Below are 25,760 nucleotides of genomic sequence, written 5' to 3'. Positions count from 1 at the left end.
TTATACTGCTTTTTGCAGGTGTTTCGCCCTATATAATAGGTACGCCATGAGCAGTACAGCAAAGACTGTAATCACGCCTGCAAGGCCATACACATCTCGTATACCAATTAAAGGAATCAGTAAACCTGCCATGGGCCCAATAAACATGAGGGCAATATCTAAAAAGGCATTATAAACCCCAAGTGCTGAACCTCTATTTTTAGCTTCGACTTGCTTGACCGCCTCGACCCCTAAAGATGGAAACACCAAAGAAAAACCTGCACCAACTAAAAATGCACCTGTATAAATAATGCCAATATGCTCACCGCCCCAAATTAAAAATAGGCCGAGTGCTTCTACTACAAAAGACACCAGACAGACTTTAATACCACCAAACTTTGGAATCATTTTGCCAAAAATAAGACGAATAATCACAAAACCTGCACCAAAAATACTCAAAGCATACGCAGGATTTGGCCAATGCTGTTCAGCAAAATAAAGGGTAATAAAAGTAGAAAGCACCCCAAAGCCAACTGTACCGAGTGCCAAGGCGACACCAAATATCCACACTCGAGATGCCACTTTTAAAAAGGCAATTTTAGTATCTACTTTGACTTTAATTTTTGGTTTACGGTAAGCCAAGACCAAACCAATACTCGAAATGAGTAAGGTGAATATCGCAAAGCCATACAACGGAATTTTTGCATCTAAAAATACCCCGAGTGGTGCACCAAAGGCCATTGCAGAATACGTTGCCACACCATTCCATGAAATCACACGGGATGTTTCACTACGGTCGACTAAGTTCATGCCCCACAAGGTTGCCCCTGTGCTGGTAAAACTTTCACCTGTACCCAAAAATAAACGGCTACAAATGAGTAGGACAATACTTACGCTTGGATTCGACAAAAACAAAATGGCCAAAATACCAAACACGCCACTCATGGCACAGCATGCCAAACCAATCAGCACCACTGTTCGAGCACCAAGTGAGTCAGCCAACTGGCCAGCTTTAGGTCTAAACCCTAAAGTCGCCACATACTGCATACTAATCACAAGACCTGCAACAAACGAACTAAACCCAAGCTGTTTATGTACCAATTGTGGCAGTACTGCCAAAGGCAAGCCAATGGACAAGTACGCCATAAAGGTAAACATCACAACAGAAAGTATGCGTTTATTGAGTTGAAAAGGTGATAAGTGGGCAGATGACGTGGTTTCCATGCAATAATATAAATACTTTAATCAGTTAGGTATGATTGATTATAATTCAATCTCACATAAACTTCAGTATTTAGATACAAAACAATCAGCACCACTATTTGAGTGGCTGACCATTTGTTTCTTTTCCTAACACCACAACAGTCACTGCAACAGCAAGCATCACTGCAGTAAACATCATAAATACATGCTGAAAAGCGTGCTCAAAAGTCATCATTTGGGTGACAACCATCGGGGCTAAAATACCACCAATACGCCCCATAGCTGCCGCCCACCCTGCACCAAATGCACGTATATGGGTTGGATATTGCTCTGGTGTATAAGTATATAAAACGCCCCATGCACCAAGGTTAAAGAATGACATTAAACAGCCCCAAAGTATAATCTCTTGGTTACTTTGTGCTTGGCCAAAGAAATAAGCACACACTGCACACACTGCACACACTGCACACAATCCTATTAGACCAGACAGCGTGGCTTTACGCCCAAGCTTATCAACCAACCACGCTGCCACAGCATAGCCTGGAAGCTGTGCTAAAATCATAAATAAAACGTATTCAAACGATTTTACAATGTCAAAACCTTGCTTCACCAACAAGCTCGGTAGCCATGTAAAAATACCGTAATAGGAAAATACAACCCCAAACCAAATCAGCCATAACATGATGGTTGAGCGTAAAAAAGTTTTTGACCACAACTGTTTAAAGCTCATTTTTTGATGTGGGCGAACACTAGGCATTACTGCCTCTTGTATGACCTTAACACCTGCTTGACGCTCTAAGTTTTGCACAATTAAATGGGCTTTTTGGACGTCACCCCGTTGAATTAAATACGGGATAGATTCTGGAATTTTCTTCCAAATCACCCATACATAAAATAATGGCAAGCCACCAATTAAAAAGGCCACATGCCAACTCAGTTTAGGAATAAGAAAATAAGACACCAGTGCTGCAATAAGCCAACCTAAGCCCCAAAAACTTTCTAGCAAAACAATAAATCGCCCACGCACATGTGCAGGCATATACTCACTAACCAGTGACACAGCAACAGGTAATTGCCCACCCAAACCAACACCCACCATAAAGCGAAATACTAACAGCCAGGTTAAATTCGGTGCGAACGCACAACACGCTGTTGCAATACTATAAATGGCTAAAGTGACCATAAACATCACTTTACGACCGAATCGGTCTGCCAGACCCCCTGAAAAAATGGCACCCAAAGCCATACCCACAAAGCTTATACTGACAATAAGTCCACTTTGTGCAGGGCTCAAATGCCAATCTTTAATGAGCGTTGGTAAAATAAATGCAATGATGCCCGTATCCATAGCATCAAACATCCACCCCAAACCCACCACCCATAATAAAGTGTAATGAAACTTACCTACAGGTAAGCGTTGTACCCGTGTAATTAAATCAGTCATGAGATCTCCTGATCATTGACCTACATTTATAGATTAAATTTGTTTATTGTATTAATGGTCTTTTGATGATGCAGACTGATCATCATCATCTTGGTAAATAAATTTTGGCATTTCCAAACCAAAATAAATGGCAATCACACGCAAACTAAAACCAAAAATTAAGGTGGTGACCACTGTACCTTCAAGTGACATGCCCATAGACATACACAGCCAATAGCAGATCACAGCCACAAAAGAAATACTGGCATACAATTCACGGCGAAATACGAGTGGAATGTCGTTACATAAAATATCACGTAAAATACCGCCAGATACCCCTGTCATCATCCCTGCAACAGCAGACACTACAAAACCATGCCCTAAATGGATCGAAATCTGACAACCAATAATAGTAAAACCAATCAGACCAAGTGCATCAAGTAATAAGAATATTGAACGTAAATGCCTCATCCATTTTGCAATAAATATTGTAAACAATGCAGCACAACAGGTCAGCACCAAATACTCTGGGTGTTTTACCCAACCTAAAGGATAGTGCCCTAGCAGTACATCACGTACCGAACCTCCGCCAAGGGCTGTCACACATGCAATCAAAATCACCCCAAACCAGTCCATACTACGGCGACCTGCAGACAATGCACCAGTCATGGCTTCAGCAGTAATCGCAACAATATAAATAATCGTGAGTAGCATACCCTTTCCTTGTCGAGGGCTAAAATTGGGCGTTATTTTACCGAATTAACCCCATTTAAAGATTAAAAAAGATGAAATATATTTTTAATGATATTTCAGTCTAAATGGCTAAAAATGAGTAGCAACATGCCTTAAACTTTTTGTTTGAACCACAAATACAAGACTGTTTCATGGTGTAGTGCAAATCTACTGTAGGGTCTAAAAAATACCACTGCTGATCTAGACAAACAAAAGCTGACTTTTCATGATGGGCTTGTAACTGTGTACCTTGCATAAAGTAGGCTTTGAACTCGACATAGGCATGGCGTTTATCTTTTACGATCTCATATTGTAATACTTCTAAATGATGCCACTGCGTACGACAACTCCACTCTTTTAATGCCACAACATCAAGCTGAGATTGCTGACCAACTGCAGTTGTTTTCACAATATAATCTATTTTTTGTTGTACAAAAGCACTATAACGAGAACGCATGAGTTGTTCGGGACTTTGCGCCCAAGATGCCCCATCATGTAAGGGTTGACAACATTCAACATAGTTTTTCTGAGTATGACCACATGGACAAATGTTTTCAGACATAAAAAAATAGCCTTTTTAAAAAGGCTATTTTAAGTCGATTTTCTTGGCAATCAAGCTGTGTTAATGTTCTTCTGTTTTATCATCTTCTGATGAAGTTACAGCAACAATATGCACTTTTTCAATTTTATGGCCATCCATTGTCACAATTTCAAAGTGATAACCTGCAGCAGTCACGACATCTCCATTTTCAGGCAAACGCCCTAAATGCATGAGCAAATAGCCCGACAATGTCGAATACTCTTCACTGTCATCAACAAGATTTTGATCTAATAAAAGTGACAAGTGACGAATATCCGTCGAGCCTTCTAAAATAAGTGACCCATCTTCAAGGCTTTCTGCCACCGCTTCCATTTCATCTTCGTCAGGGAACTCACCTGCGATTGCTTCTAAAATATCAATTGGTGTCACTAAGCCTTCAATTGAACCATACTCATTGAGTACAATTGCCATTTGTAATGGAGCTTGACGCAACTGCTCTAAGACCATAAGTACAGGTGCATTTTCATGCACAATCATGGGTTCACGTAGGTTTTGTTCAATATTAAATTGCTCATGCTCTACATATTCATTGAGTAGCTTATGCGTCAGTGCAATACCGGCCAGATTATCTAATTCACCGTGTGCAAAAATAATCCGAGAATGGGTCATTTGCATCAGGCGTGTTTGTATTTCTTGCGTGTCATCTGACAAGTCAATCCAGTCAATATCTGGACGAGGTGTCATAATAGACTTCACAGGACGCTCTGACAGTCCCAATACACCTTGTACCATCACACTATGGTAAGTACTGTTTTCATCATCAAATAATTCGTCTGCCAAGGCACGTGTTGCCAAGACATCGCTATCGCCATGATGATGTTCTGTATTTTGGCTGTGTTTTGGTTTACCACCTAACATACGCATTACAGCAGAAGCGGTTTTAAAGCGTAAATCATTGGTTGTGACTAATTTTTCTTGGTTTCTGCGTGTGGTTTGGTTTAAAAACTCAATCATGACCGAGAAGCCAATGGCAGCATATAAGTAGCCTTTTGGAATATGAAAGCCAAAGCCTTCAACCACCAAAGAAAAGCCAATCATCATCAAAAAGCCAAGACACAACATCACTACGGTTGGATGTCTGTTCACAAAATTCATGAGTGCTTTTGATGCCAGCATCATAATACCCACAGCAATGACAACCGCAATCATCATCACAGACAGGTGTTTCACCATACCTACTGCCGTAATAACACTGTCTAAGGAAAAGACCGCATCAAGCACGACAATCTGAGCAATGACGACCCAAAATGCAGCATGTACAGGATTATCATCTTTGACATGCATTTTGCCTTCAAGGCGTTCATGCAACTCCATTGTGCCCTTAAACAGTAAGAATATACCGCCAAAAATAAGGATTAAGTCACGACCTGAAAAGGGTTGGTCAAAAATATGAAATAGTGGTTGTGTAAGCGTAATGACCCAAGCAATAGAGGCCAATAACACCATACGCATGGCCAATGCTAAAGTAAGGCCAAGCATGCGGGCTTTGTTACGCTGCTCTGGTGGTAGTTTTTCAGCTAAGATTGCAATAAAGACAAGGTTATCAATACCTAAAACAATTTCTAACACCACTAACGTGGCTAAACCCACCCAAGCAGATGGGTCTGACATCCATTCAAATATCATTGCCCATGCTCCTGCATGTTAGTCGTACAATTCATGTGGGTTGCTGTGAGATATGCGATTGCCTGTGTGCAAACAATTACATTTAAAATTCGGGGTTCTTTAGTTGAGGGCCTACAACCACTACTCATATTAATAAAAATGTTGTTAATCGAATTTTCAGTATAGAAAAGATTAATTGCAAATTCACTAATTTTTACAGTTTTTTATTGATTTGCTGTGCGGGCATTGGCTTTTATCAGCAGATAAAATGCACTGAATGATAAAGATTGTTGTAATTGCTTAAAAATAGATGCTTTACGTTGTCTTTCATAAAAAAAACATGTTAAAGATAGTTGAAACGAAAAGGATAAAATGAAATGCGCAAAACAGCCAAAGTAAAAACAACACAACCTTTAATTGCACTCTATTGTGGTTCTCGTGCAGGCAATAAAGCCATTTATTTAAACAGTGCCATTGAATTAGCACAAGGTTTAGCAGAACACCGCTTTGGGCTTGTTTATGGTGGTGCCAGTATTGGGTTAATGGGGCAAGTCGCAGATACTTTTTCTGAGTTCAATGCTGAAACGGTAGGAGTCATTCCGCAATTTATGTTGGACTACGAAGTGGCACATACTGAACTGACTGAACTGCATGTGGTGAATACCATGCATGAACGTAAAGCCATGATGGCAGAGCGTGCCAGTGCATTTATTGCATTGCCAGGTGGCTTAGGTACATTTGAAGAAATCTTAGAAATTGCCACATGGGGACAACTCGAACAACACCAAAAACCAATGATGATTTATAACGTCAATGGTTATTATGATGCCTTAATTACACAGCTTGACCATGCGGTCACAGAAGGCTTCTTACCTGCGCATCACCGTGCAAAAGTGATTGTGTGCAAAAGCATCAATGAAATTTACGCCGTGCTTAATCACTTACACGCACCAGAAAATGTGGCCATGTAAAAACCATAGACATAAAAAAGAGTGCCTAAGCACTCTTTTTTATGTCTGGGTTATTCCCACTCAATTGTTGCAGGTGGCTTAGATGACACATCATAGACCACACGAGAAACATCTTTAATCTCGTTCATAATACGTGTTGAGATTTTATCAACCAAATCATATGGCAGGTGTGCAAAACGTGCTGTCATAAAGTCAACAGTCTCAACGGCACGTAGTGCAATCACCCATGCATAACGGCGACCATCACCCACCACACCTACAGATTTAATCGGTTGGAACACTGCAAAAGCTTGTGCAGTTTTATCATACCAACCACTAGCACGAAGCTCTTGCATAAAGATATCGTCTGCTAAACGCAAAATATCTGCATACTCTTTTTTCACTTCACCTAAAATACGTACACCTAAACCCGGGCCTGGGAAAGGATGACGGTAGATCATGCTGTGAGGCAAGCCAAGTGTTGTACCCAACTTACGTACTTCATCTTTAAACAAGTCACGCAATGGTTCAACAAGATCAAAAGCCAAGTCATCTGGTAAACCACCCACGTTGTGGTGTGATTTAATCACATGTGCTTTACCTTGTTTGCTTGCAGCAGACTCAATCACGTCTGGGTAGATTGTACCTTGTGCTAAAAATTTCACACCGTCTAGTTTACGGGCTTCTTCTGAGAATACTTCAATAAACTCACGGCCAATAATTTTACGCTTAGCTTCAGGGTCTACTTCACCTGCAAGCGCATTTAAAAAGCGCTCTTCTGCATTGGCACGAATCACTCGAATACCCATGTTATCAGCAAACATTTGCATGACTTGTTCACCTTCGTTTAAACGAAGTAAGCCATTGTCTACAAATACACATGTCAGTTGATCACCAATGGCTTTGTGTAAAAGTGCTGCTACTACAGATGAGTCAACACCACCAGACAAACCAAGCAGTACTTTTTCTTGCCCAATTTGCTCACGAAGCTGTGCTACTCGTAAGTCAATAATATGTTCAGAAGTCCAAAGACTACGGCAACCACAAATATTATGCACAAAGTTAGAAAGTAAAGCCTGACCTTGAGTTGTATGTGTCACTTCTGGGTGAAACTGCACGCCATAAAAGCGTCTTGCTTCATCACTCACGGCTGCAAACGGACAGCTTGGTGTACTTGCTGTAACGTTAAAACCCTCTGGAATTTTGCTGACTTTGTCACCATGACTCATCCACACATGTAATTGGTTGTCTTGATCTTGCAAGTCACCCAACAGTGCATCTCGAACCAATACATCTACTTCTGCATAACCAAATTCATGTACTGTACCCGGCTCTACTTTACCACCGAGCTGTTCAGACATAGTTTGTAAGCCGTAGCAAATACCAAGTACTGGTACGCCTAAGTTAAAAACCACTTCAGGTGCACGCGGGCTACCTTCTTGGTGTACGCTTTCTGGACCACCAGATAAAATAATACCATTTGGGTTAAATGCACGAATGTCTTCTTCAGACATATCAAACGCGTACATTTCAGAGTAAACACCTGACTCACGTACACGACGTGCAATCAGTTGGCTATATTGTGAACCGAAATCCAAGATAAGGATACGATCTTCAGTAATTTGGGTATTGGTCGTCATGTGATTCAACTATAGAAAGCTAAAGAACAAAGGAAGCACAGTATGGTAACATTTTTCCAAGGTGGAGTATATGTAGAGTTTCGTTTGTAGCAATGTTTATGGGCTTCAACTCACCCTGTTCAAAATATATCGTTTAATTTTAATGGTTAGTTTTTAGGATTTTTTTATAATAAAACCATAATATTATAAATATATCAGCCGTACAAATACTTATATAAGTGACCAAAGCGTGAATCGTTACATCTCACCCTTATTTTCAAAGTAGTAAATAACCTTTGACCATTAAATAAATATAATAAACGGTTATCCAACTACCCACGCTTAGCGTCAAAAGCAAAGTGTCTTTAATAAAAAGATCACTTGCTCTTTAATACTACATACGACCGACTTACCAAGTCATGCAAATTTTCCCGAAGTGATTACCACTTTGCATGTAGTCAAAAGCTTCTGATAACGCTGTATAGTTAAATATCTTATCTATCACAGGACGTGCTTGAATCACTTCAAGTGCAGAGATATATGCTTTTTGATCTTCAACGCTTGAAACAATTAAACCTTGCAATCGAACCTGCTTCGCTAAAAGATCAACAATAGGAATATTTGCTTCATTTCCAGAGAGCACACCAATTTGTGCAATATGACCACCCACTTTTACTGCTTTTAAAGACTCATTAATGGTGAGAGGCCCACCGACTTCAACCACATGATCAACACCTCTACCCTGTGTTAAACGCAATACTTCATCCCCCCAAGCTGGGGTCGTTTTATAATTAATGAGCTCATCTGCCCCCATATCACGCACTTTAGCTAGTTTTTCATCTGACGATGATGTCACAATCACAAAAGCACCCATCGCTTTAGCAATTTGTAGTGCTGCAATTGACACACCACCAGTCCCTTGAATCAGCACAGTCTCTCCTGCTTTCAATTGACCATTCGTTACTAAAGCGCGCCATGCCGTTAAACCAGAAGTTGTAATGGTAGCTGCCTCTGGCATAGACCACCCCTGAGGTATTTTCGTAAATGCACTTTCAGAACGTACAACATATTCTGTCGCCATTCCATCAACACCATCCCCCGGTGTATTTTCAAAATTACCCACCGCAGGCACTGGCTTACCTGCTAACCAATGTGGAAAAAATGCCGAAACAACCTGATCTCCCATTTTAAAGGCTTGAACACCTTCACCAACTGCCTCCACAACACCTGCGCCATCAGAGAGTAAAACTCTGCCATTTTCTGTAGGCATAATGCCACGTGCCACCATGAAATCATGGAAGTTTAAAGAGCTTGCTTGAATACGAACTCGAATTTCGCCTCTTTTAGGTTGGCCTGGATCACTAATTTCTTTTAAAAGAATTTGTGGTGTTCCGTTAGATGCATCAAAAACTAATCCTTTCATGTTTACAACCTGAGTCAAAATATTATTGTATAAAAATTATAGCTTGTATAAACTTTATAACAAGTACTACCATTTTTGATATATAGGAACATTTTGGATACTGTAAAACAGCCACGATACGAATCTTATCAAGACGAAGCTTGCCCAGTTGAAGCCACATTAGAGTTGATTGGTGGTAAGGGAAAAGGAATAATTTTGTATCATTTACTCGATGGTAAACTGAGATTTAATGAAGTGAGAAGAAAGCTTGGCCCAGTCACTGCACGTATTTTAACGAAACAACTTAGAGAGTTAGAGCACTCTAATTTAATTTATCGAATTGTTTACCCTCAAGTACCGCCTAAAGTTGAATATGGACTCACTGAGTATGGCGAAACATTAAGACCACTCATTTTAATGCTCAAGTTATGGGGAGAACAGTACGGTATACAGTTAGTCCAAAACCAAAAGTTAAATACAACCGATTAGAAAAAAAATGCATCAAAACTGATGGGTAAACGCCCCCTCAACTTTGATGCATTTTTTAATGATAAAACAGCTGTCGTACTTGACTATTTGGGGGCCACTTTTATTGAACATCCTTTAAAACGTGCAGCTTGAGCAATTGCATCTTGCTGACCGAGCAACTGCGACAATTGAGTATTTCTACTGTCACTCGACTGGCCTAGGTTGACTGAGATAGAAGGAACTATTCCCCAACCACCGCCACCAAAACCACCACCCAAGCCCAAACCAATACCAAATAAATTACGCTTTGCAGGCGTGACACCTTGTGCAATGTACTGCTGAATTCGGTCAGACTCACTTTGTAGCTGTATACAATTTAAATTTTGGTACATTGCGGGTGAAACATAACTCGGCTTCACTGCGGATGTCATACACCCTGTAAAAAGCCCAACCATGCCCAGCATTAGAATGATTTTAGTTTTTATCATTTTCATCTATACCCCAATTTAAGTGCAGTAATTAAGTCTATTATGCGCTCTGACACCCCCCAATATACTAGTGTCTATATGTAACCTCACCGATTCATTAGAAAATCACAGGTTTAGTCACAACGAGCGTAATAATAGACACAAAAGCAATCCACGCTAAAATAATGCCACCTCTACGTTGTACCAATAATATGTTTGGATTTGGCTTTTTAAAAGCTTTTACCGAAGCAGAAATAATCACCACAAACAGCAATGCTTTGGCATAAAACCAAGATTGAACTTGAAAGTGCTTAAGATAAAGTAGCGTACCACCTGTTAAAAATAAGACTAAAAAAATACTGTGCTGAATGATCGTAATTTTTTTACGACTAGGAACATTAAATGCGGTATCAGCGTTAGGTAAACGAAATAAAATAATACTCTGCCAAATAATGGTCATCAGTAAAACCGTAATTGCGATACTGTGTACGATTTTTAAACCTAGAAATAAATCCATAAAATTTCCTATTTATTTTTTAGCATGGGCACACTCTGGACTCGATGGTGCTATACCTTTCCATTGTTCTTTGCTGTAGGCATGAATTGCTAAAGCATGAATAGGGCCACCATGTGCTGCTAATAAACTTTGGGTACATGAATACACTTTTTGATGCTTTTGCACTAAACGTAAACCATCAAAAGCATCACTTACGACAATCACTTTAAAATGAGATTCTTTACCTGGGTAATACCCCCCGTGGCCTGCTGACTCATTAATCACTTCTAGATGATGTGGCGATAGTGTATTGAGTTGCTCAATCAATTGCTGCTGTAGAGACATAAGATCAGAAAAATAGTGCAAAAATGTAGTTTAGCATAAGCACATGTCGATTTTTTACTGTGAAATTCCGTCTAAATTACTTTTTTCAGGTTATTTTATCGCCCATCTAACTTTTTTTGTGTTTATTTTACTCAGTTAACATCATTTTTAATAAAAAAATATTGCGTCTAAAAAACTTTAATGTATTATACACGTCATGCGGAAATAGCTCAGTTGGTAGAGCATAACCTTGCCAAGGTTGGGGTCGGGAGTTCGAGTCTCCTTTTCCGCTCCAGTTTATTTTTTAGTGAAAGTTTATTAAAACTGCTCAATTTGCGGAAATAGCTCAGTTGGTAGAGCATAACCTTGCCAAGGTTGGGGTCGGGAGTTCGAGTCTCCTTTTCCGCTCCAAATTCTAAAAGCCCTCATCGAAAGATGGGGGCTTTTTTCTTGTTGATTTATAGCGTAGTTTTTCAAACCCCGCTTCCTAAATATTCAAAAGGTAATAATAGTAGGGAAATGATTTAGTGATCAAATAACCACCCAATAAAGTAATATGTAATAAAAACACAGAATGTTTTTCTTTGATCATCATCACCAACACTCAATCTAAGAATTTTTCTACCTAACCTAGGTTATAATGTACGCTTCCCCAGATACGATTGATCCAATATGAGCACCTCCAATGACCCTTTACATGGCAAAAAACTCGCTGATATTTTAGATGAATTACTAGATTACTATGGTGGTTTTGAAGGCTTGGGGCGTAAAATTGAAATTAGATGCTTTTGCATAGACCCAAGTGTTAAATCATCATTGCGATTCTTGCGTACTACACCGTGGGCACGTGAAAAAGTAGAAAACTTATACCTGTACGTCTTACGCCAAAAAGCAAAACAGAAGTCGTAGCAGTTAAATCTAAACAACTCCTCTTAAATATCAAATCATTAAAAAGCAGAATGCCCATTTTGTTTTGGTTGCCACTTATAGGCCATACCTAAATGGTGCGTCGCACAATCATAAGCAGATTGTAAAAAACCTCGCCGTGCTATTTCGGTAAATCCTGTTTGAGCAATCAGCGTTTCACGTAAGGGATGATGACTGGTAATTAAATATTCATTACGTTTATGTAGCTGCGCTAAAAGGCTCACTGACGGTAAGCGGTCAAACTTACCGTTTTGCCCACGATTACATTCAGTACAAGCCAACACCAAATTAGCCACGCCATTGACAGGTTTTTGAGCATCGCAATAACGTAATTTATGCGGGAAAAAATGATCTACATCTGCTGAATTTGGTAAAAATTGGGTAATCGTAATATCCGTAAAACAATAAAAACATTTACTTTTCTGATAACCATTTAATGCAGACTTTACAGAAGTCACATTCACTCTTCTTATTTTATTATCTGCAACTAAAATGCCTTGTTCATCATGCTGAATCTGAACTAAGTGTTTGGGTAAGTTCATATCCCAAGCTGTTTCGACCAAACGCCATCTGGCTTCTGTTTCCTCAATTAAATCTTTTGACTGCTCTCCATCAAATAACTGAAATATTTCATCTGTTAAAATAATACCTTGATGTGTTTTTCTAGCATCTGAAAAAAAACGTTGTGGAATTTCCTGCCCATGTACGCAATGAAACGCATCAATCACATTGACAAATCCATACCGAACCGTTTTATTGATTAGCATCGTTTGATCTATTTCATTACGGTTATATGCTCTACAAAAATCTAAAAATTTACTTGATTGAGAGGTTGCCTGCTTATCTACAAGCTGTAAATGCTCACAAATATAGCGACTAAAAGGCACTGCAAGTTGGTCTAATGTAACAACCGTATGACCTGCTGTTTTCACATCATAGAGTGCTTTCGCCAATGCAAATTTATATGAAGCAACATTACGTCCAAATAAAATAATCGATCGCCAATAGTTTTCTTTAGATGGTTGTATTTCATAAAATTCAGACATACTACCCTCAATACTTATTGTTCTATTTTTCTAAAAATAAGGTTTAACCACTCTTCATTTCGATTTGGACGCTTATCAATGGTAATCCACTGCTGTAAAAGAAGCGTATTTGGCAATTGACGTAGCAATTGCTCTGCTTGTTGCTCATTTAAATCTGTAAAAGAGCGTCCATCTTTTTCTCGGTCAGTTGAACCATATTTAAAAGATGCGTAACAAACTCCGTTGGCTTTCAATGCAGTTATTATTCTTGTAAACACATCAACGAGTTTTGTTCGTTCGCAATGTAACAGTGAGGCACATGCCCAAATGGCATCGTACTTAGACCTCTCGTTTAAATCGTAAAAACTTTGGTGTCGCACTACAATACCTGAAAATTGTGTTGCCTTTTCAACAAGCTGTTCAGAAAAATCAATTGCATCGACATGATAACCTTTATTTTTAAAAGCTAAACTGTCACGCCCAGAGCCACATCCCAAATCTAAAATAAGTCCATTATGTTGAATATATCTTAAAAAGGGCTCATATAACTGTTCCATATTTACATCATAGGTATGACTAAAAAACTCTTGAGCATGTTGATTATAATAATTTGTTATGTCACTCATCAGAGAGGTTAACCATTGAATAAAAGCGCAAAGAATATAAATATAGTAACCTGAATTACTTTTAAGCCTCAATACTCATCATCAATTAAAACTTAATGAACAAAGCGAGCGACTGCCAAGTAAATATGGCAATATAGTTCTTTCAGGGCATTAAAGTCTAAAATTTTGAATAAAAAAGACCCTGATTAACAGAGTCTTTTTATCTTCAATTCATCTATTACAGCTTAAAGCAGTAAAGAGCGAATATCTGCAAGCAGTTTAGTCAACTTATTGGTAAAGCGTGCCGCATCTGCACCGTTAATTACACGGTGGTCATAAGACAATGACAATGGCAACATTAAGCGAGGCTCAAAGTCTTTACCATTCCAAACTGGTTGCATGGTTGCAGGTGAAATACCTAAAATTGCCACTTGAGGCCAATTCACCAACGGTGTAAATGCTGTACCACCAATACTACCTAGACTGGTAATGGTGAAGTTTGCACCTTGTAAGTCTTTCGGAGAAAGTTTTTTCTCGCGCGCTTTCTTACTTAACCCACCCAACTCAATTGCAATTTGTTTAATTGATTTTTGATCTGGGTTACGCAATACAGGTACAGTTAAGCCATCTGGGGTTGCCACAGCAATACCCATATGAATTTCATTACGCAAAAGCACTGACTTTTGGTCATCTGCTAAATGTGCAGCAAAATATGGCTCTTCTTTAAGCAAGTTCGCCAACGCTTTAGCAATAAATGCCAAAATCGTCAGGCTAATCCCCTGTTGTTTAAAGCCACCTTTCAACTCGCCACGCCATGCTTCCAATGCCGTAATATCGGCTTGATCAAACTGCGTAACTTGCGGAATAAAGTTGTTTAAACATAACTGCGGTATAGACACTTGTTGTAAGCGAGTTAGCGGTTTTTCTTCTACACCACCATGTGCTGTAAAGTCAGGTAATTTTGGTAACCCTGATGCCACAGCAGCAGGTGCCGCTTTCTCAACCACTTTTGGTGCTTCAGTTAAACGTCCTTTCACATAAGCGAACACATCATCTTTCATGATCCGTGCATGAGGGCCTGATGCTTTCACCTCTGCCAAAATAACACCAAGCTCACGTGCTAGTTTACGTACCGCAGGGCCTGCGTACACTTTAGCATTATCAGCTTGCTGTGCTTTCGTCAGTTTTTCTGTACTTGTAGGCTCAGATGCTACAGGTGCTTTTTCAGCTACAGGAGATGGTGCCACCGAAACAACAGGTGCAGGTGTCGCTTTCGGTTCAACTGCTACACTGCTAGGCGCTTGACATTGTGCCTCAACTGTCGCAATTTTAATACCTTGCTCAACAGATTGACCCACTTCAATATGAATCGCTTTAATGACACCCGAAGCTGAGCTTGGTACTTCAACTGTGGCTTTGTCTGACTCAACCACTAAAATGCTGTCATCTTTTTCAATGCTGTCGCCAACTTTGACCAAGATTTCAGACACAGCAGCTTTATCTACACCTAAATCAGGTACAACAATTTCAATGTCGCCTGCAGGCTGTGTTTGAGCAGATTCTGCTTTCTGTGGTGCAGGTGCTGGCGTAGGTTCAACAACTGATTTACTCACATTCACCGCAGGTGCTTGTTGCTCACGACCAACAGTTTTCACTGTAATTAAAAGCACACCTTCTTGAATGGTATCACCTTCTTTTACAGCAATACTCTCAACAGTTCCTGCAGCTGTACTTGGGACTTCAACCGTCGCTTTGTCTGATTCAACCACAACAATACTGTCATCTTTTTCAATATTGTCGCCAACTTGTACCAATATTTCACCAACAGATGCTTTTTCAACACCAATATCTGGCACTTTCACTTCAACCACTTGGCTTGTTGATGCTGCCTGAGGCTGTGCTTTTTCTTGTAGCACAGTTGTGGTTTTCGCGGGTGTAGCTGTCGGTGCTGGTTTTTCTTCAGCCACAACAGGTTCAGGTGTTGCTTGATTTGAACCACTGTCTAGTTCAATCAGTGGTGCGCCTTCAGAAATTTCATCACCTTCTTTGACTAAAATTTTAGTCACGACCCCCGCCGAAGTGCAAGGCACTTCAACAGAGGCTTTATCTGACTCAACCACAACAAGACTGTCATTTTCAGTCACGTGATCGCCAACTTTAACCAAAATCTCTGCAACTGTAGCGTGATCTACGCCAATATCAGGTGTTTTGATTTCCATTGTTTAGTTCTCCTCACCTGATTGCTCTTGGTATGCAGCAACTGCTTGTACTTCAGGGTGTGCTTGTGGAGCCCATGCAACAGGACGGTCTGTATCTAGCTCAAAAGAAGAAATCGCATCTTTGACTAAACGGTTGTCCACTTCACCTTCATCTGCCAATTTTTTCAGTGTTGCCACCACAATGTGGGCTGCATCTACACCAAAGTAGCTACGCAAGTTCGCACGTGTATCTGAACGACCAAAACCATCTGTACCTAAAGTCACATATGGACGATTGTCTGGCAAGTAAGCACGAATTTGTTCACTATAGGCACGCATATGATCTGTTGCAGACAATACAATACCATTTGTACCACGTAGCTGTTGAGATACCCAAGACTCTTTTGTTTCTTCAGTAGTTGGGTGTAAACGATTGTATTCATCACATGCCATACCATCACGTGCAAGCTCGTTAAAGCTTGTTACGCTCCAAACATTGGCATGAATTTGATACTCTTCACGTAAGATTTTCGCAGCTTTCATAACTTCACGTAAAATCACACCTGAGCCTAAGAGTTGAACTGTCGCTTTCTCATCTTCTTGCAATAAATACATACCACGTTTAATACCCTCTTCAGCACCTTGTGGCATTGCTGGGTGTTCGTAGTTTTCATTCATTACAGTTAAGTAGTAGAACACACGCTCTTGGTTGGCATACATACGTTTTAAGCCGTCATGCATAATCACAGCTAACTCATAACCGAAACATGGGTCATAAGCTACACAGTTTGGAATCGTGCCAGCTAAAATGTGTGAGTGACCATCTTGGTGTTGTAAACCTTCACCGTTAAGCGTAGTACGGCCTGCTGTTGCACCAAATAAGAAGCCTTGTGCTTGTGCATCGCCTGCTGCCCATGCAATATCACCAATACGTTGGAACCCAAACATAGAGTAATACATATACATTGGAATCATTGGCAAGTTATTGGTTGAATAACTGGTTGCCAACGCCGCCCATGCACTCATGGCACCTGCTTCGTTAATGCCTTCTTGCAGCATGTGACCATCTTTTGCTTCACGATAATTCATGAGCTGTTCTTGATCTTCTGGAATATAGTGCTGGCCATGTGCTGCATAAATACCAAGCTGACGGAACATACCTTCTAAACCAAAGGTACGTGCTTCATCTGGTACAATCGGTACAACATGGTTTTTCAGTGCTTTTTCTTTTAACAATGCAGAAATTAAGCGCACAGATACCATTGTGGTTGATTGCTCTTTACCACCACTGCCTTTAAGTACTGCATCGAATACTGAAAGTTCAGGAATAGGTAATGCTACGCTTTCTTTACGGCGTGCAGGTAAATAGCCACCTAATGACTCACGGTGTGCTTTGAGATACTTCATCTCAGGTGAATTTTCACTTGGACGATAGAACGGCAATTCTTCAAGTTGCTCGTCATTAAACGGCAGATTAAAGCGATTACGGAAGTATTTTAGCGATTCCAACTGCATTTTTTTGATTTGATGCGTTTTATTCACCGCCTCAATTTCATCAGATAAACCGTAACCTTTCACTGTTTTAGCTAAAATTACCGTAGGCTGACCATTACTTTGTGTTGCAGCGCTATATGCAGCATGTACTTTATATGGGTCATGACCACCGCGGTTTAGCGCATCAATGTCATCATCACTTAAGTTTTTCACGAGCTCTGCAGCTTCTGGGTATTTACCAAAGAAGTGCTCACGTGTGTATGCACCACCTTTCACTTGGTAACGTTGGTAGTCACCATCTACAGCTTCTTCCATACATGCTTTGAGTGCACCAGAAGTGTCTTTGTCTAGTAGCGTATCCCACTGACGACCCCAAACCACTTTAATCACACGCCAGCCTGCACCACGAAAAATAGATTCAAGCTCTTGAATAATTTTACCGTTACCACGTACAGGACCATCTAAGCGTTGTAAGTTACAGTTGACCACCCAAATCAGGTTGTCTAATTTTTCACGGCCTGCTAGAGAAATCGCACCTAAGCTTTCTGGCTCATCCATTTCACCGTCGCCAAGGTATGCCCAGACTTTACGGTCTTCTTCTTTAATCAACCCACGATTCATTAAATACTTTTGAATATGTGCTTGATAAATTGACATGATTGGTCCAAGTCCCATAGATACCGTTGGGAACTGCCAATAGTCTGGCATAAGGTATGGGTGTGGATAGCTTGGTAAACCATTGCCGTTCACTTCACGGCGAAAATTACTTAACTGTTCTTCAGTCAAACGCCCTTCTAGAAATGAGCGTGCATAAATACCCGGTGCACAGTGCCCTTGGTAGTAGATCATGTCTCCACCAAAGTTTTCGCTATTTGCACGGAAAAAGTGGTTAAAACCGACATCATACAATGTTGCAGATGATGCAAAACTGGCTAAGTGACCACCCAAGTCATCACCTGTTTTGTTCGCACGAAGTACCATTGCCAACGCATTCCATCGAATAAGTGCGCGGATGCGACGTTCCATATCTCGGTCGCCAGGCATGGTTGGTTGTTCTTCTACAGGAATAGTGTTCACATATGGCGTGTTTAGTCGCTGAATCGGAACATGTTTTGCAATTGCTTGTTGGTATAACTTTTCTAATAAGAATGCGGCACGATCTGTACCCATGTGTTTTAAAACAGAGTCAAAGGCATCTTGCCATTCTTGGGTTTCTTGTGCGTCGGAATCACCATAGTACGCCATATTTCACCTTTCCTTCATCGTTAATCGATAGCCACATCTATTTTTACCATGTTTTTATAGCAGCATGTAATGGCTAGATTTAAATACAATAGCAAAATAACATTTCGTAAATAAATACTCAGCAAACAAGTCGCATTTTTACACAAAAAAAATCGCCAATTTGGCGATTTTTTATAGACAGTCTTTTCGTACAGTTTATATTTCATTGACACCATACGTATTATACATGACTTTTTCTAAGGAAATTATGGCAACATTGCTAAATAAGTGCCTGGATTTTTGCGTACACCATCAGCCACAATTTCAAAATGTAAGTGCGAACCTGTGCAACGTCCTGTACAACCTACTTTCGCAATTTCTGCACCTGCTTTCACACGATCACCCACACTTACCAATACTCTTGATGCATGGCCATAACGGGTCAAATAACCATTACCATGGTTTATTTCTACAAATTGACCATAACCAGTAACCCAACCTGCACGTGTCACCACGCCCGTACCCGAAGCATAAATGGGTGTACCTGTTGGTGCAGCAATATCTAGACCTGAATGCCCTTCTTTTTTGCCAAACATAACACGCTGTCCAAAGTTTGAACTGACTTTAGCATGCGATGGGACTGGGTTTTTCGTCAACCAAGACATAATCTCGTTTGATGATGCTTTCGTCGCAGTTGATTTATTGGTATTACGCAACGTAATATGGGTACTCATTTGCTTTGTGCTCGCATCTTCTTTGCTATCTTGGGCAAATGAACCTTCAGCAATGGTACGCTCTAAGCGGTCTGCTTTGGTCACTGATGTTTGGGAGTTATCCATCAAATCTGCAAATACCGCAGGTGATGCAAAAACCACCGACAGCGCAAACAAAATACGTCGCATAGTAAACCTCTAAAGTCGTGACTGTTAAGTCAAATCATGTCTTAATTTCACTCAATCAGCATTTAAGCTTCATTTAATACAAACAAGAGACTATATATGGCACAACCACATCTTTTTTTTCAAAACCAGCAAAAAGATCAAAAAAGTAGCCCTGCTAAATCTCTTACACAATATGTTTTGCATTGGCAAAAACTCACTAAGCACATTCAGCCTATTCTGCCACAACCTGAAAATTGGCAAATTGCCTGTTATCGGCATGGCATACTCACGCTTTCTGGTGAAAACCAAGCGATGATTAGTAAGGTAGGTTATTTACAAAAACACTATGTGCAACAACTTTCACAGATTGAAGCATTCAAAGATTTACAGGAGATTCATGTTCGACTACGAACAAAAAGCGTAAAAAAAACCCATGAAGTGACACCCCAACCTTTGTCTGCAGAAACACAAAATATGTTAAAAAATGCAGCACAAATGGTGAATGACCCTAAGCTTAGCCAAGCTATACACAACTTTGCAAGCAATAAAAAGAACAGCAGTTCATCATAGCTTACAATTTACAAAAGCAAGTTTCTTCATAGGCTTTTAATAGTTGTTAAATTTTAGCCATTTAACTGACTGCAACATATGGAATCGGACATTTATGAAGATCATCAAATGTTACAATTTCATAGCTAGATGGATCAGATTTAACATTGCGTAATAACTGATTGTTCAAAGCATGGCCTGACTTGCATGCATCAAACTTCGCAATAATTTGATGTCCGAGTAAATATAAGTCACCCACAGCATCTAAAATTTTATGGCGCACAAACTCATCGTTGTAACGTAAGCCCTCTTCATTGACCACGCCATTTTCATCGAGTCCAATCGCATTTTCCAAACTTGCACCCAGTGCCAAGTTATTGGCTTTTAAAAAGTCGAGGTCTTTCATAAAGCCAAATGTTCGAGCATCACTGACTTCATAGACAAAGGTTTCTGTAGAAAAGTCTATGGTCGCCGACTGATACTCTTTAGCAAAGGCAGGGTGATTAAAATCAATAGTAAAATTGAGTTGAAAACCAGCATGTGGTGTAAATTTTGCGGTTTTATCGTCAATCAGTGCTTCTACTGGTTTGAGTATACGAATGAATTTTTTCGGAGCATCTTGCTCAACCAAACCACCTTGCATGAGTAGATAAATGAACGGCCCTGCACTGCCATCCATGATTGGTACTTCCGATGCAGACACTTCAACAATGAGGTTATCTATACCTAAAGCAGCAATTGCACTCATCACATGCTCAATTGTACCCACTTTCGCATTGTCTTGTATGAGGTTTGAACACATAAATGCTTCTTGAATCAGCATTGCATCTGCAGGCAAATCTATGATGGGGTCTAAATCAATACGACGAAAAACAATGCCCGAATCAACTGTGTGCGGCACAAAATTGATCATGACTTTTTGTCCACTATGTAAGCCAATGCCACTGGCCCTAACAACACGTTTGAGGGTACGTTGCTTTAACATCTATACTCATAGTCCACCAATAAAACCGCTATACGTTAGCACATTTCGCCATTGATAAAAAATAAAAAAGGTAGGATCAGTGCCTACCTTTTTTTAGATGATATCGATTGAATCTATCAATACTACTTACCTTGTTGTTTTTTAAGGTATTCTTGAATACTAATCCGATTTGGTCGAGCAGTTGTTTGTGTATTGTCTGCACTATTTTGTGCAGTTCCAACACCTTGTTGTTGTCTTTGAATGGCTGGAAGTTCGTCATCTGACAGTGTATTTGTTTGAGTTTGTGCCACATGTGCCTGTTGAGCTTGACCTGCTTTTTGGGCTTGGCTACCTGTATTTCGAGTCAGGCCTGTAGCAATCACTGTCACGCGAATTTCATCTCGTGCTTCTGGTTCAAAAACAGTTCCAAAGAACACATCACCTTCATCTAAATCAACAATTTGGTTGACAACATCGGTAATGGCTTTAGTTTCGCTCAGTGTAATATCATTACCGCCTGTAATATTAATCAGTACGCCTTTGGCATTCATAATATTGACGTTGTCGAGCAATGGACTACGAATCGCTAAACGCGCAGCTTCTTCTGCACGGTTTTGACCCGAACCTTTACCCTCACCCATCATGGCATAACCACGGGTGCTCATGGCATTTTTAAGGTCAGCAAAGTCAAGGTTAATATGACCCGGACGCACAACTAAATCGAAGATACTACGGACAGCGCTTAAAAGCACGTCATCTGCACGGCGATATGCCTCTTGCATTGAAATATCACCATAGACATTCAATAAACGTTCATTTGGAATAATGATTAATGAGTCTACGTATTTTTCGAGCTCTTCAATCCCTTTTTCAGCAGACTTTTGACGGCGACGACCTTCAAAGCTAAAAGGTGTTGTCACAACGCCAACAGTTAAAATTTCCATTTCTTTGGCAATTTCAGCGACAATAGGTGCAGCACCTGTACCAGTACCGCCACCCATACCTGCAGTCACAAACACCATGTCTGCATCTTGAAGTTGCTGGCGAATTTGTTCCCGGCTTTCTTCTGCAGAACGCTTACCTACTTCTGGGTTTGCCCCTGCACCTAAACCACGTGTGCTTTCTTGTCCAAGTTGGATTTTATGTGGTGCACTCATACGATCTAGGGCTTGTTTGTCTGTGTTTGCACATACAAAACGTACACCTTTAATGTCTGATTGCACCATGTGTTGTACGGCGTTACCACCTGCACCACCTACACCAAATACAGTAAAACGGGCTTGACCGTTACCTTCGGTTTGTTCATCTTCTAAAAATTCAAATGAGGCCATGACCTTACGTGTTCCTAATGTTTAGCAGTTTGCAAACAACATTTACTGCCTTTAATTTTTAAATGGGTTACAGTGTGTTTTTAGAATGAAGTGACAAAGTAATCTTTGTCAAGCCTCCGTTCAATGACTTACAACAACCGTACAATAACCGCCTAACGAGAAAGACTTAAAAAATTGCTTTGAGCTGTGCCTGAAAACGATCCCAACCATTTTTTAAACGACCAACAAATGTTTTTTCACCAACATCTGTCTGTATGTCTATGGCATCGGTTGGCTCTTTTTGACTATACAGAAGTAAACCAATGGCAGTGGCATATTGTGGGCGTTTAAGTGCAGGCAATAAATCATCTGTAGCGGTCACGGTGGTTGGTAAGTTGCCTAAATGTGCCGATACACCAAATAGACGTCGTGAAAAACTCACAATACCTTCGATCTGACTGGCGGCACCTGTAAGTACAACACCGTGATATAAGCCACCTATTGCTCCGTTATGCGTCAGATCATATTTTACTGTATGTAAAATTTCTTCGTAACGTGCGATGATAATTTCACTCAGCTCGATACGACTGATGGTTTGAGGTCCTTCAATGCCTTTAACCTGAATCATATGATCTGGTTTTACTGCCTGAAGGTCTACACAACCATAGAGCAACTTAATGCGTTCAGCTTCTTCCGTTGTTGTTTGTAAAACTGCTGCAATGTCATGCGTGACGCTATCACCACCAATTGCATAGGTTTTAGCAAATACCAAATGTCCCTCTAAGTATACTGCAACATTTGTTGTTCCTGCACCAATATCTACCAAACAAACGCCATAATCTTTTTCATCTTGTAACAAACTGGCTTCGGCTGTGGCTAAAGAGCACAAAATGGTTTTTTCAACACGAATATTGGCACTTTTCATTGCACGGTCGAAATTTTGCATTTCATTAATAGGCAACATCATCAGCTGATAATGCCCTGAAATTTTGCTTGCACCAAGACCTACAGGATGCGTTACCCACTGCTCTGAGTCATCGAGCTGAAAACCTAATGGCACGGCACTGGTCAAGTACAGTTCTGGCTCTTGTTCTACTTTATTTTTTTTCGCAGACTCGAGCACTTCAACCACCTCACTGGTGGTCACAATACGCTCACTATTGGTAATAAAAACCTTACCTTGAGCATAAAAGCTTTTTAAGTCTGCACTTGGAATAGATACCCATGCTGAATGTATACGACACTCAGTCATATCCTCTACTTCTGAAACGGCTTGCTTAATAGATGCAATCATTTTATCAAGGCTGGTGATTTTTCCCTTTTTCATGCCTTGATTTCGAGCAGAAGCCATTCCCACAACTTCTATATGGTCTGGCGCGTGTACTTTTGCAATAAGTACAGATACTTTATGTGTTCCAATATCTATTGCTACTACCGAAGGAACAGCGTCATTCATTACCTAATACCATTGACTTATTCGTTTAATTTGGAATTATGTGATTATTATGTATAAAAAACCACATTATCGCCTCAAAAGTGTATCACCTGCAAGGGTTTAACTACGATTCGTTACAACAAATTGACCATGTGATACAGGAGGTACACCCTTCCATTGTATAGATAATCCATTTCTATATCTTAAATCTACTGTTGAGATTTGTGACCATACAGGTTGTAGGTCTTGTCCTGCCAATTGACTGAGATGTTGTAATTTACTCATGGTTTGATCTTGATCGACAATCAGCCTTAAACCACTATCAAATTGCATGAACCATGTCATACGCTCAGTCAAATATAATTCTGTGAGACGTAAATGATATGGTCGAAAAAGTTGGTTAATTTCGTGGTAACGACGCATCATAAAAGGCGCTTGGCTTACAGGCCCATGTAATAGAGGTAAACTTTGATTGTCTTGTACTGTTACTTCTTTAAAGACAATACCTGAGTCACTGAGTAAACGACCTGTACCCCAACGGGCAACAGCATGTCTCGGGATAATACGCACTTTAATTTCATCTGGCCATGCACGAGAAACCACTACTTGCTCCACCCAAGGTAGTGCTAAAGCTTGGTCACGAATGCCTTCTAAATCTACGGTAAAGTAGTTTTTATTTACAACAGGACGAATACTTTGTAGCAGGCTTTGTTGCTCTGCGACAGAACGTGTACCTACAACTTCTACATTCGCAACGCGGGCATCATTGAGCATTTTATAACTGCTATATATCCCAACAAGTAAAACGCAAGCGGCAAAAAGTAAAATAATCCAGCCACCAATAGAGATCAATCGATCTTTTAGCGAAGGGGGTTTATCATGGATTGAGGTTACTGCTGCCGCTTGTTGTTGCTTGCGACGCATTGAAGCAGGAAGTTGCGCCATCTGTTATTTTTCTGCCTCTATGAGCGTTTGTTCTAAAATGGTCAAACACAGTGCATCAAAGTCATGACCGACTGCTTGGGCAGCCTTAGGCACTAAAGAATGGCTGGTCATACCTGGCACAGTATTCACCTCAAGCAACCAAAATTGGCCATCTTGGTCTTGCATGGCATCTACTCGCCCCCACCCATGTGCCCCTACAGCATTAAAGGCTTGCAATGTTAAGGCCTGTAGCTCTTTTTCTTCAGTAACAGATAAACCACTTGGTATGCCATATTCAACGTCATTACGCTGATACTTGGCATCATAGTCATAAAATGCAACATCTTTGGGTGGTTGTAAACGAATCACTGGCAACGCTTCACCATTGAGTACCACAATGGTGTACTCTTTACCTGTAATCCATTTCTCTGCCATCACAATACTGTCTAAGGCAATGGCTTTGTCTATGGCTTCAGCTAGCTGTTCTGCATGTTCAACTTTGCTCATACCAATACTTGAGCCTTCGTGTACTGGCTTAATAATCAATGGCAAACCCAGTTCAGCAATCAGTTCATCTGTGTCTACCACTTTATTGACAATACGGTACGGTGCAGTCGGCAATGCACTGCCCTGCCAAATTTGCTTGGTTTTAACTTTGTCCATGCCAATGGCTGAGCCTTGTACGCCCGTGCCTGTATATGGAATATCTAACCATTCAAGCACACCTTGGATTTGGCCATCTTCTCCACCACGGCCATGTAATACAATAAACGCACGGTCATAATTCACAAGTTCGGTCACACTACGGTGTAGCGGGTCAAATGCTTCTGCGTTTACACCTGAGCGTTGTAACGACTCAAGTACCGCTTGACCACTGTCTAATGACACATCTCGCTCTGCTGAACGACCACCTAAAAGTACGGCGACTTTTCCAAATTTTTCTGCATTTGACATA

24 protein-coding genes and 2 tRNA genes are annotated in these 25,760 nt (G+C 40.4%); 6 read left to right on the top strand and 20 right to left on the bottom strand.

What is annotated here, in order from left to right; genetic code table 11:
• From I2F31_RS08640 to I2F31_RS08620, 5 genes are all read right to left on the bottom strand, one after another.
• Positions 1-1,203: an MFS transporter gene (locus tag I2F31_RS08640; protein WP_195768623.1), complete on the bottom strand. Its 1,203-nt coding sequence runs from the start codon at positions 1,201-1,203 to the stop codon at positions 1-3.
• 94 nt (positions 1,204-1,297) lie between these two features.
• Positions 1,298-2,626 (bottom strand): niacin transporter NiaP, encoded by a 1,329-nt coding sequence (gene niaP / locus I2F31_RS08635; RefSeq protein WP_195773767.1) that lies wholly within the window; start codon positions 2,624-2,626, stop codon positions 1,298-1,300.
• A 51-nt stretch (positions 2,627-2,677) separates the two neighbouring features.
• A complete protein-coding gene (locus I2F31_RS08630) occupies positions 2,678-3,319 on the bottom strand; it encodes a trimeric intracellular cation channel family protein (RefSeq protein ID WP_195768625.1) in 642 nt (213 codons plus the stop codon).
• Between the two features lie 100 nt (positions 3,320-3,419).
• Positions 3,420-3,899, bottom strand: a complete 480-nt coding sequence (locus I2F31_RS08625; protein ID WP_195768626.1) for a YchJ family protein — start codon at positions 3,897-3,899, stop codon at positions 3,420-3,422.
• A 60-nt stretch (positions 3,900-3,959) separates the two neighbouring features.
• Entirely contained in the window at positions 3,960-5,564 is a 1,605-nt protein-coding gene (locus tag I2F31_RS08620) for a TerC family protein (protein WP_195768627.1), read from the bottom strand.
• 356 nt (positions 5,565-5,920) lie between these two features.
• On the opposite strand from I2F31_RS08620, the gene I2F31_RS08615 reads away from it, so the two are divergent.
• Positions 5,921-6,514, top strand: a complete 594-nt coding sequence (locus tag I2F31_RS08615; protein WP_195768628.1) for an LOG family protein — start codon at positions 5,921-5,923, stop codon at positions 6,512-6,514.
• Between the two features lie 50 nt (positions 6,515-6,564).
• Here the strand turns inward: I2F31_RS08615 and guaA are convergent, their stop codons facing one another.
• Together guaA and I2F31_RS08605 are read right to left on the bottom strand one after the other, a co-directional pair.
• Complete coding sequence (gene guaA, locus I2F31_RS08610) at positions 6,565-8,133, bottom strand: glutamine-hydrolyzing GMP synthase (RefSeq protein WP_195768629.1); 1,569 nt, start codon at positions 8,131-8,133, stop codon at positions 6,565-6,567.
• A 388-nt stretch (positions 8,134-8,521) separates the two neighbouring features.
• The gene (locus tag I2F31_RS08605) at positions 8,522-9,535 is read right to left on the bottom strand and encodes a zinc-dependent alcohol dehydrogenase family protein (protein ID WP_195773765.1); all 1,014 of its coding nucleotides are present in this window, start codon (positions 9,533-9,535) and stop codon (positions 8,522-8,524) included.
• 93 nt (positions 9,536-9,628) lie between these two features.
• On the opposite strand from I2F31_RS08605, the gene I2F31_RS08600 reads away from it, so the two are divergent.
• Positions 9,629-10,003 (top strand): winged helix-turn-helix transcriptional regulator, encoded by a 375-nt coding sequence (locus tag I2F31_RS08600; protein WP_195768631.1) that lies wholly within the window; start codon positions 9,629-9,631, stop codon positions 10,001-10,003.
• Between the two features lie 83 nt (positions 10,004-10,086).
• Here the strand turns inward: I2F31_RS08600 and I2F31_RS08595 are convergent, their stop codons facing one another.
• The 3 genes from I2F31_RS08595 to I2F31_RS08585 form a co-directional block, all read right to left on the bottom strand.
• Positions 10,087-10,470, bottom strand: a complete 384-nt coding sequence (locus I2F31_RS08595) for a hypothetical protein (protein WP_407647875.1) — start codon at positions 10,468-10,470, stop codon at positions 10,087-10,089.
• A 97-nt stretch (positions 10,471-10,567) separates the two neighbouring features.
• Complete coding sequence (locus I2F31_RS08590; protein ID WP_195768632.1) at positions 10,568-10,966, bottom strand: SirB2 family protein; 399 nt, start codon at positions 10,964-10,966, stop codon at positions 10,568-10,570.
• Positions 10,967-10,978: 12 nt separating this feature from the next.
• On the bottom strand, positions 10,979-11,290 hold the full coding sequence (locus tag I2F31_RS08585; protein WP_195773763.1) for a BolA family protein: 312 nt from the start codon (positions 11,288-11,290) through the stop codon (positions 10,979-10,981).
• 198 nt (positions 11,291-11,488) lie between these two features.
• Here I2F31_RS08585 and I2F31_RS08580 point away from each other — a divergent pair.
• From I2F31_RS08580 to I2F31_RS08570, 3 genes are all read left to right on the top strand, one after another.
• Positions 11,489-11,564, top strand: a tRNA-Gly gene (locus I2F31_RS08580).
• A gap of 40 nt (positions 11,565-11,604) precedes the next feature.
• Positions 11,605-11,680: transfer RNA gene (locus tag I2F31_RS08575), tRNA-Gly, on the top strand.
• Positions 11,681-11,941: 261 nt separating this feature from the next.
• Positions 11,942-12,178, top strand: coding sequence for a VF530 family protein (locus tag I2F31_RS08570; protein ID WP_195768634.1), 237 nt, complete (start codon positions 11,942-11,944; stop codon positions 12,176-12,178).
• Positions 12,179-12,216: 38 nt separating this feature from the next.
• Here the strand turns inward: I2F31_RS08570 and I2F31_RS08565 are convergent, their stop codons facing one another.
• The 5 genes from I2F31_RS08565 to I2F31_RS08545 form a co-directional block, all read right to left on the bottom strand.
• Positions 12,217-13,242, bottom strand: a complete 1,026-nt coding sequence (locus I2F31_RS08565; RefSeq protein ID WP_195768635.1) for an HNH endonuclease family protein — start codon at positions 13,240-13,242, stop codon at positions 12,217-12,219.
• A gap of 14 nt (positions 13,243-13,256) precedes the next feature.
• On the bottom strand, positions 13,257-13,847 hold the full coding sequence (locus tag I2F31_RS08560; RefSeq protein WP_195773761.1) for a class I SAM-dependent DNA methyltransferase: 591 nt from the start codon (positions 13,845-13,847) through the stop codon (positions 13,257-13,259).
• Between the two features lie 224 nt (positions 13,848-14,071).
• Positions 14,072-16,045, bottom strand: coding sequence for a 2-oxo acid dehydrogenase subunit E2 (locus I2F31_RS08555; protein ID WP_195773759.1), 1,974 nt, complete (start codon positions 16,043-16,045; stop codon positions 14,072-14,074).
• A gap of 3 nt (positions 16,046-16,048) precedes the next feature.
• Positions 16,049-18,763: a pyruvate dehydrogenase (acetyl-transferring), homodimeric type gene (aceE, locus tag I2F31_RS08550; protein WP_195768638.1), complete on the bottom strand. Its 2,715-nt coding sequence runs from the start codon at positions 18,761-18,763 to the stop codon at positions 16,049-16,051.
• Between the two features lie 245 nt (positions 18,764-19,008).
• On the bottom strand, positions 19,009-19,644 hold the full coding sequence (locus I2F31_RS08545) for a M23 family metallopeptidase (protein ID WP_195768639.1): 636 nt from the start codon (positions 19,642-19,644) through the stop codon (positions 19,009-19,011).
• 96 nt (positions 19,645-19,740) lie between these two features.
• On the opposite strand from I2F31_RS08545, the gene I2F31_RS08540 reads away from it, so the two are divergent.
• The gene (locus tag I2F31_RS08540) at positions 19,741-20,193 is read left to right on the top strand and encodes a DUF721 domain-containing protein (RefSeq protein WP_195768640.1); all 453 of its coding nucleotides are present in this window, start codon (positions 19,741-19,743) and stop codon (positions 20,191-20,193) included.
• Positions 20,194-20,254: 61 nt separating this feature from the next.
• Here the strand turns inward: I2F31_RS08540 and lpxC are convergent, their stop codons facing one another.
• The 5 genes from lpxC to I2F31_RS08515 all read right to left on the bottom strand — a co-directional run bounded on the left by lpxC (position 20,255) and on the right by I2F31_RS08515 (position 25,759).
• Complete coding sequence (lpxC, locus tag I2F31_RS08535) at positions 20,255-21,157, bottom strand: UDP-3-O-acyl-N-acetylglucosamine deacetylase (protein ID WP_195768641.1); 903 nt, start codon at positions 21,155-21,157, stop codon at positions 20,255-20,257.
• A 122-nt stretch (positions 21,158-21,279) separates the two neighbouring features.
• On the bottom strand, positions 21,280-22,467 hold the full coding sequence (ftsZ, locus tag I2F31_RS08530) for a cell division protein FtsZ (RefSeq protein ID WP_195768642.1): 1,188 nt from the start codon (positions 22,465-22,467) through the stop codon (positions 21,280-21,282).
• A 166-nt stretch (positions 22,468-22,633) separates the two neighbouring features.
• Entirely contained in the window at positions 22,634-23,902 is a 1,269-nt protein-coding gene (gene ftsA / locus I2F31_RS08525; protein ID WP_195773757.1) for a cell division protein FtsA, read from the bottom strand.
• A 99-nt stretch (positions 23,903-24,001) separates the two neighbouring features.
• The gene (locus I2F31_RS08520; protein WP_195768644.1) at positions 24,002-24,826 is read right to left on the bottom strand and encodes a cell division protein FtsQ/DivIB; all 825 of its coding nucleotides are present in this window, start codon (positions 24,824-24,826) and stop codon (positions 24,002-24,004) included.
• A 3-nt stretch (positions 24,827-24,829) separates the two neighbouring features.
• Entirely contained in the window at positions 24,830-25,759 is a 930-nt protein-coding gene (locus I2F31_RS08515; RefSeq protein ID WP_195768645.1) for a D-alanine--D-alanine ligase, read from the bottom strand.
• Position 25,760: the final 1 nt, after the last annotated feature.

Origin of the sequence: Acinetobacter rathckeae, from assembly GCF_015627125.1 — a bacterium.
Taxonomy (GTDB): Bacteria; Pseudomonadota; Gammaproteobacteria; order Pseudomonadales; family Moraxellaceae; genus Acinetobacter; species Acinetobacter rathckeae.
This window is presented reverse-complemented; position numbering and strand designations above follow the sequence as displayed.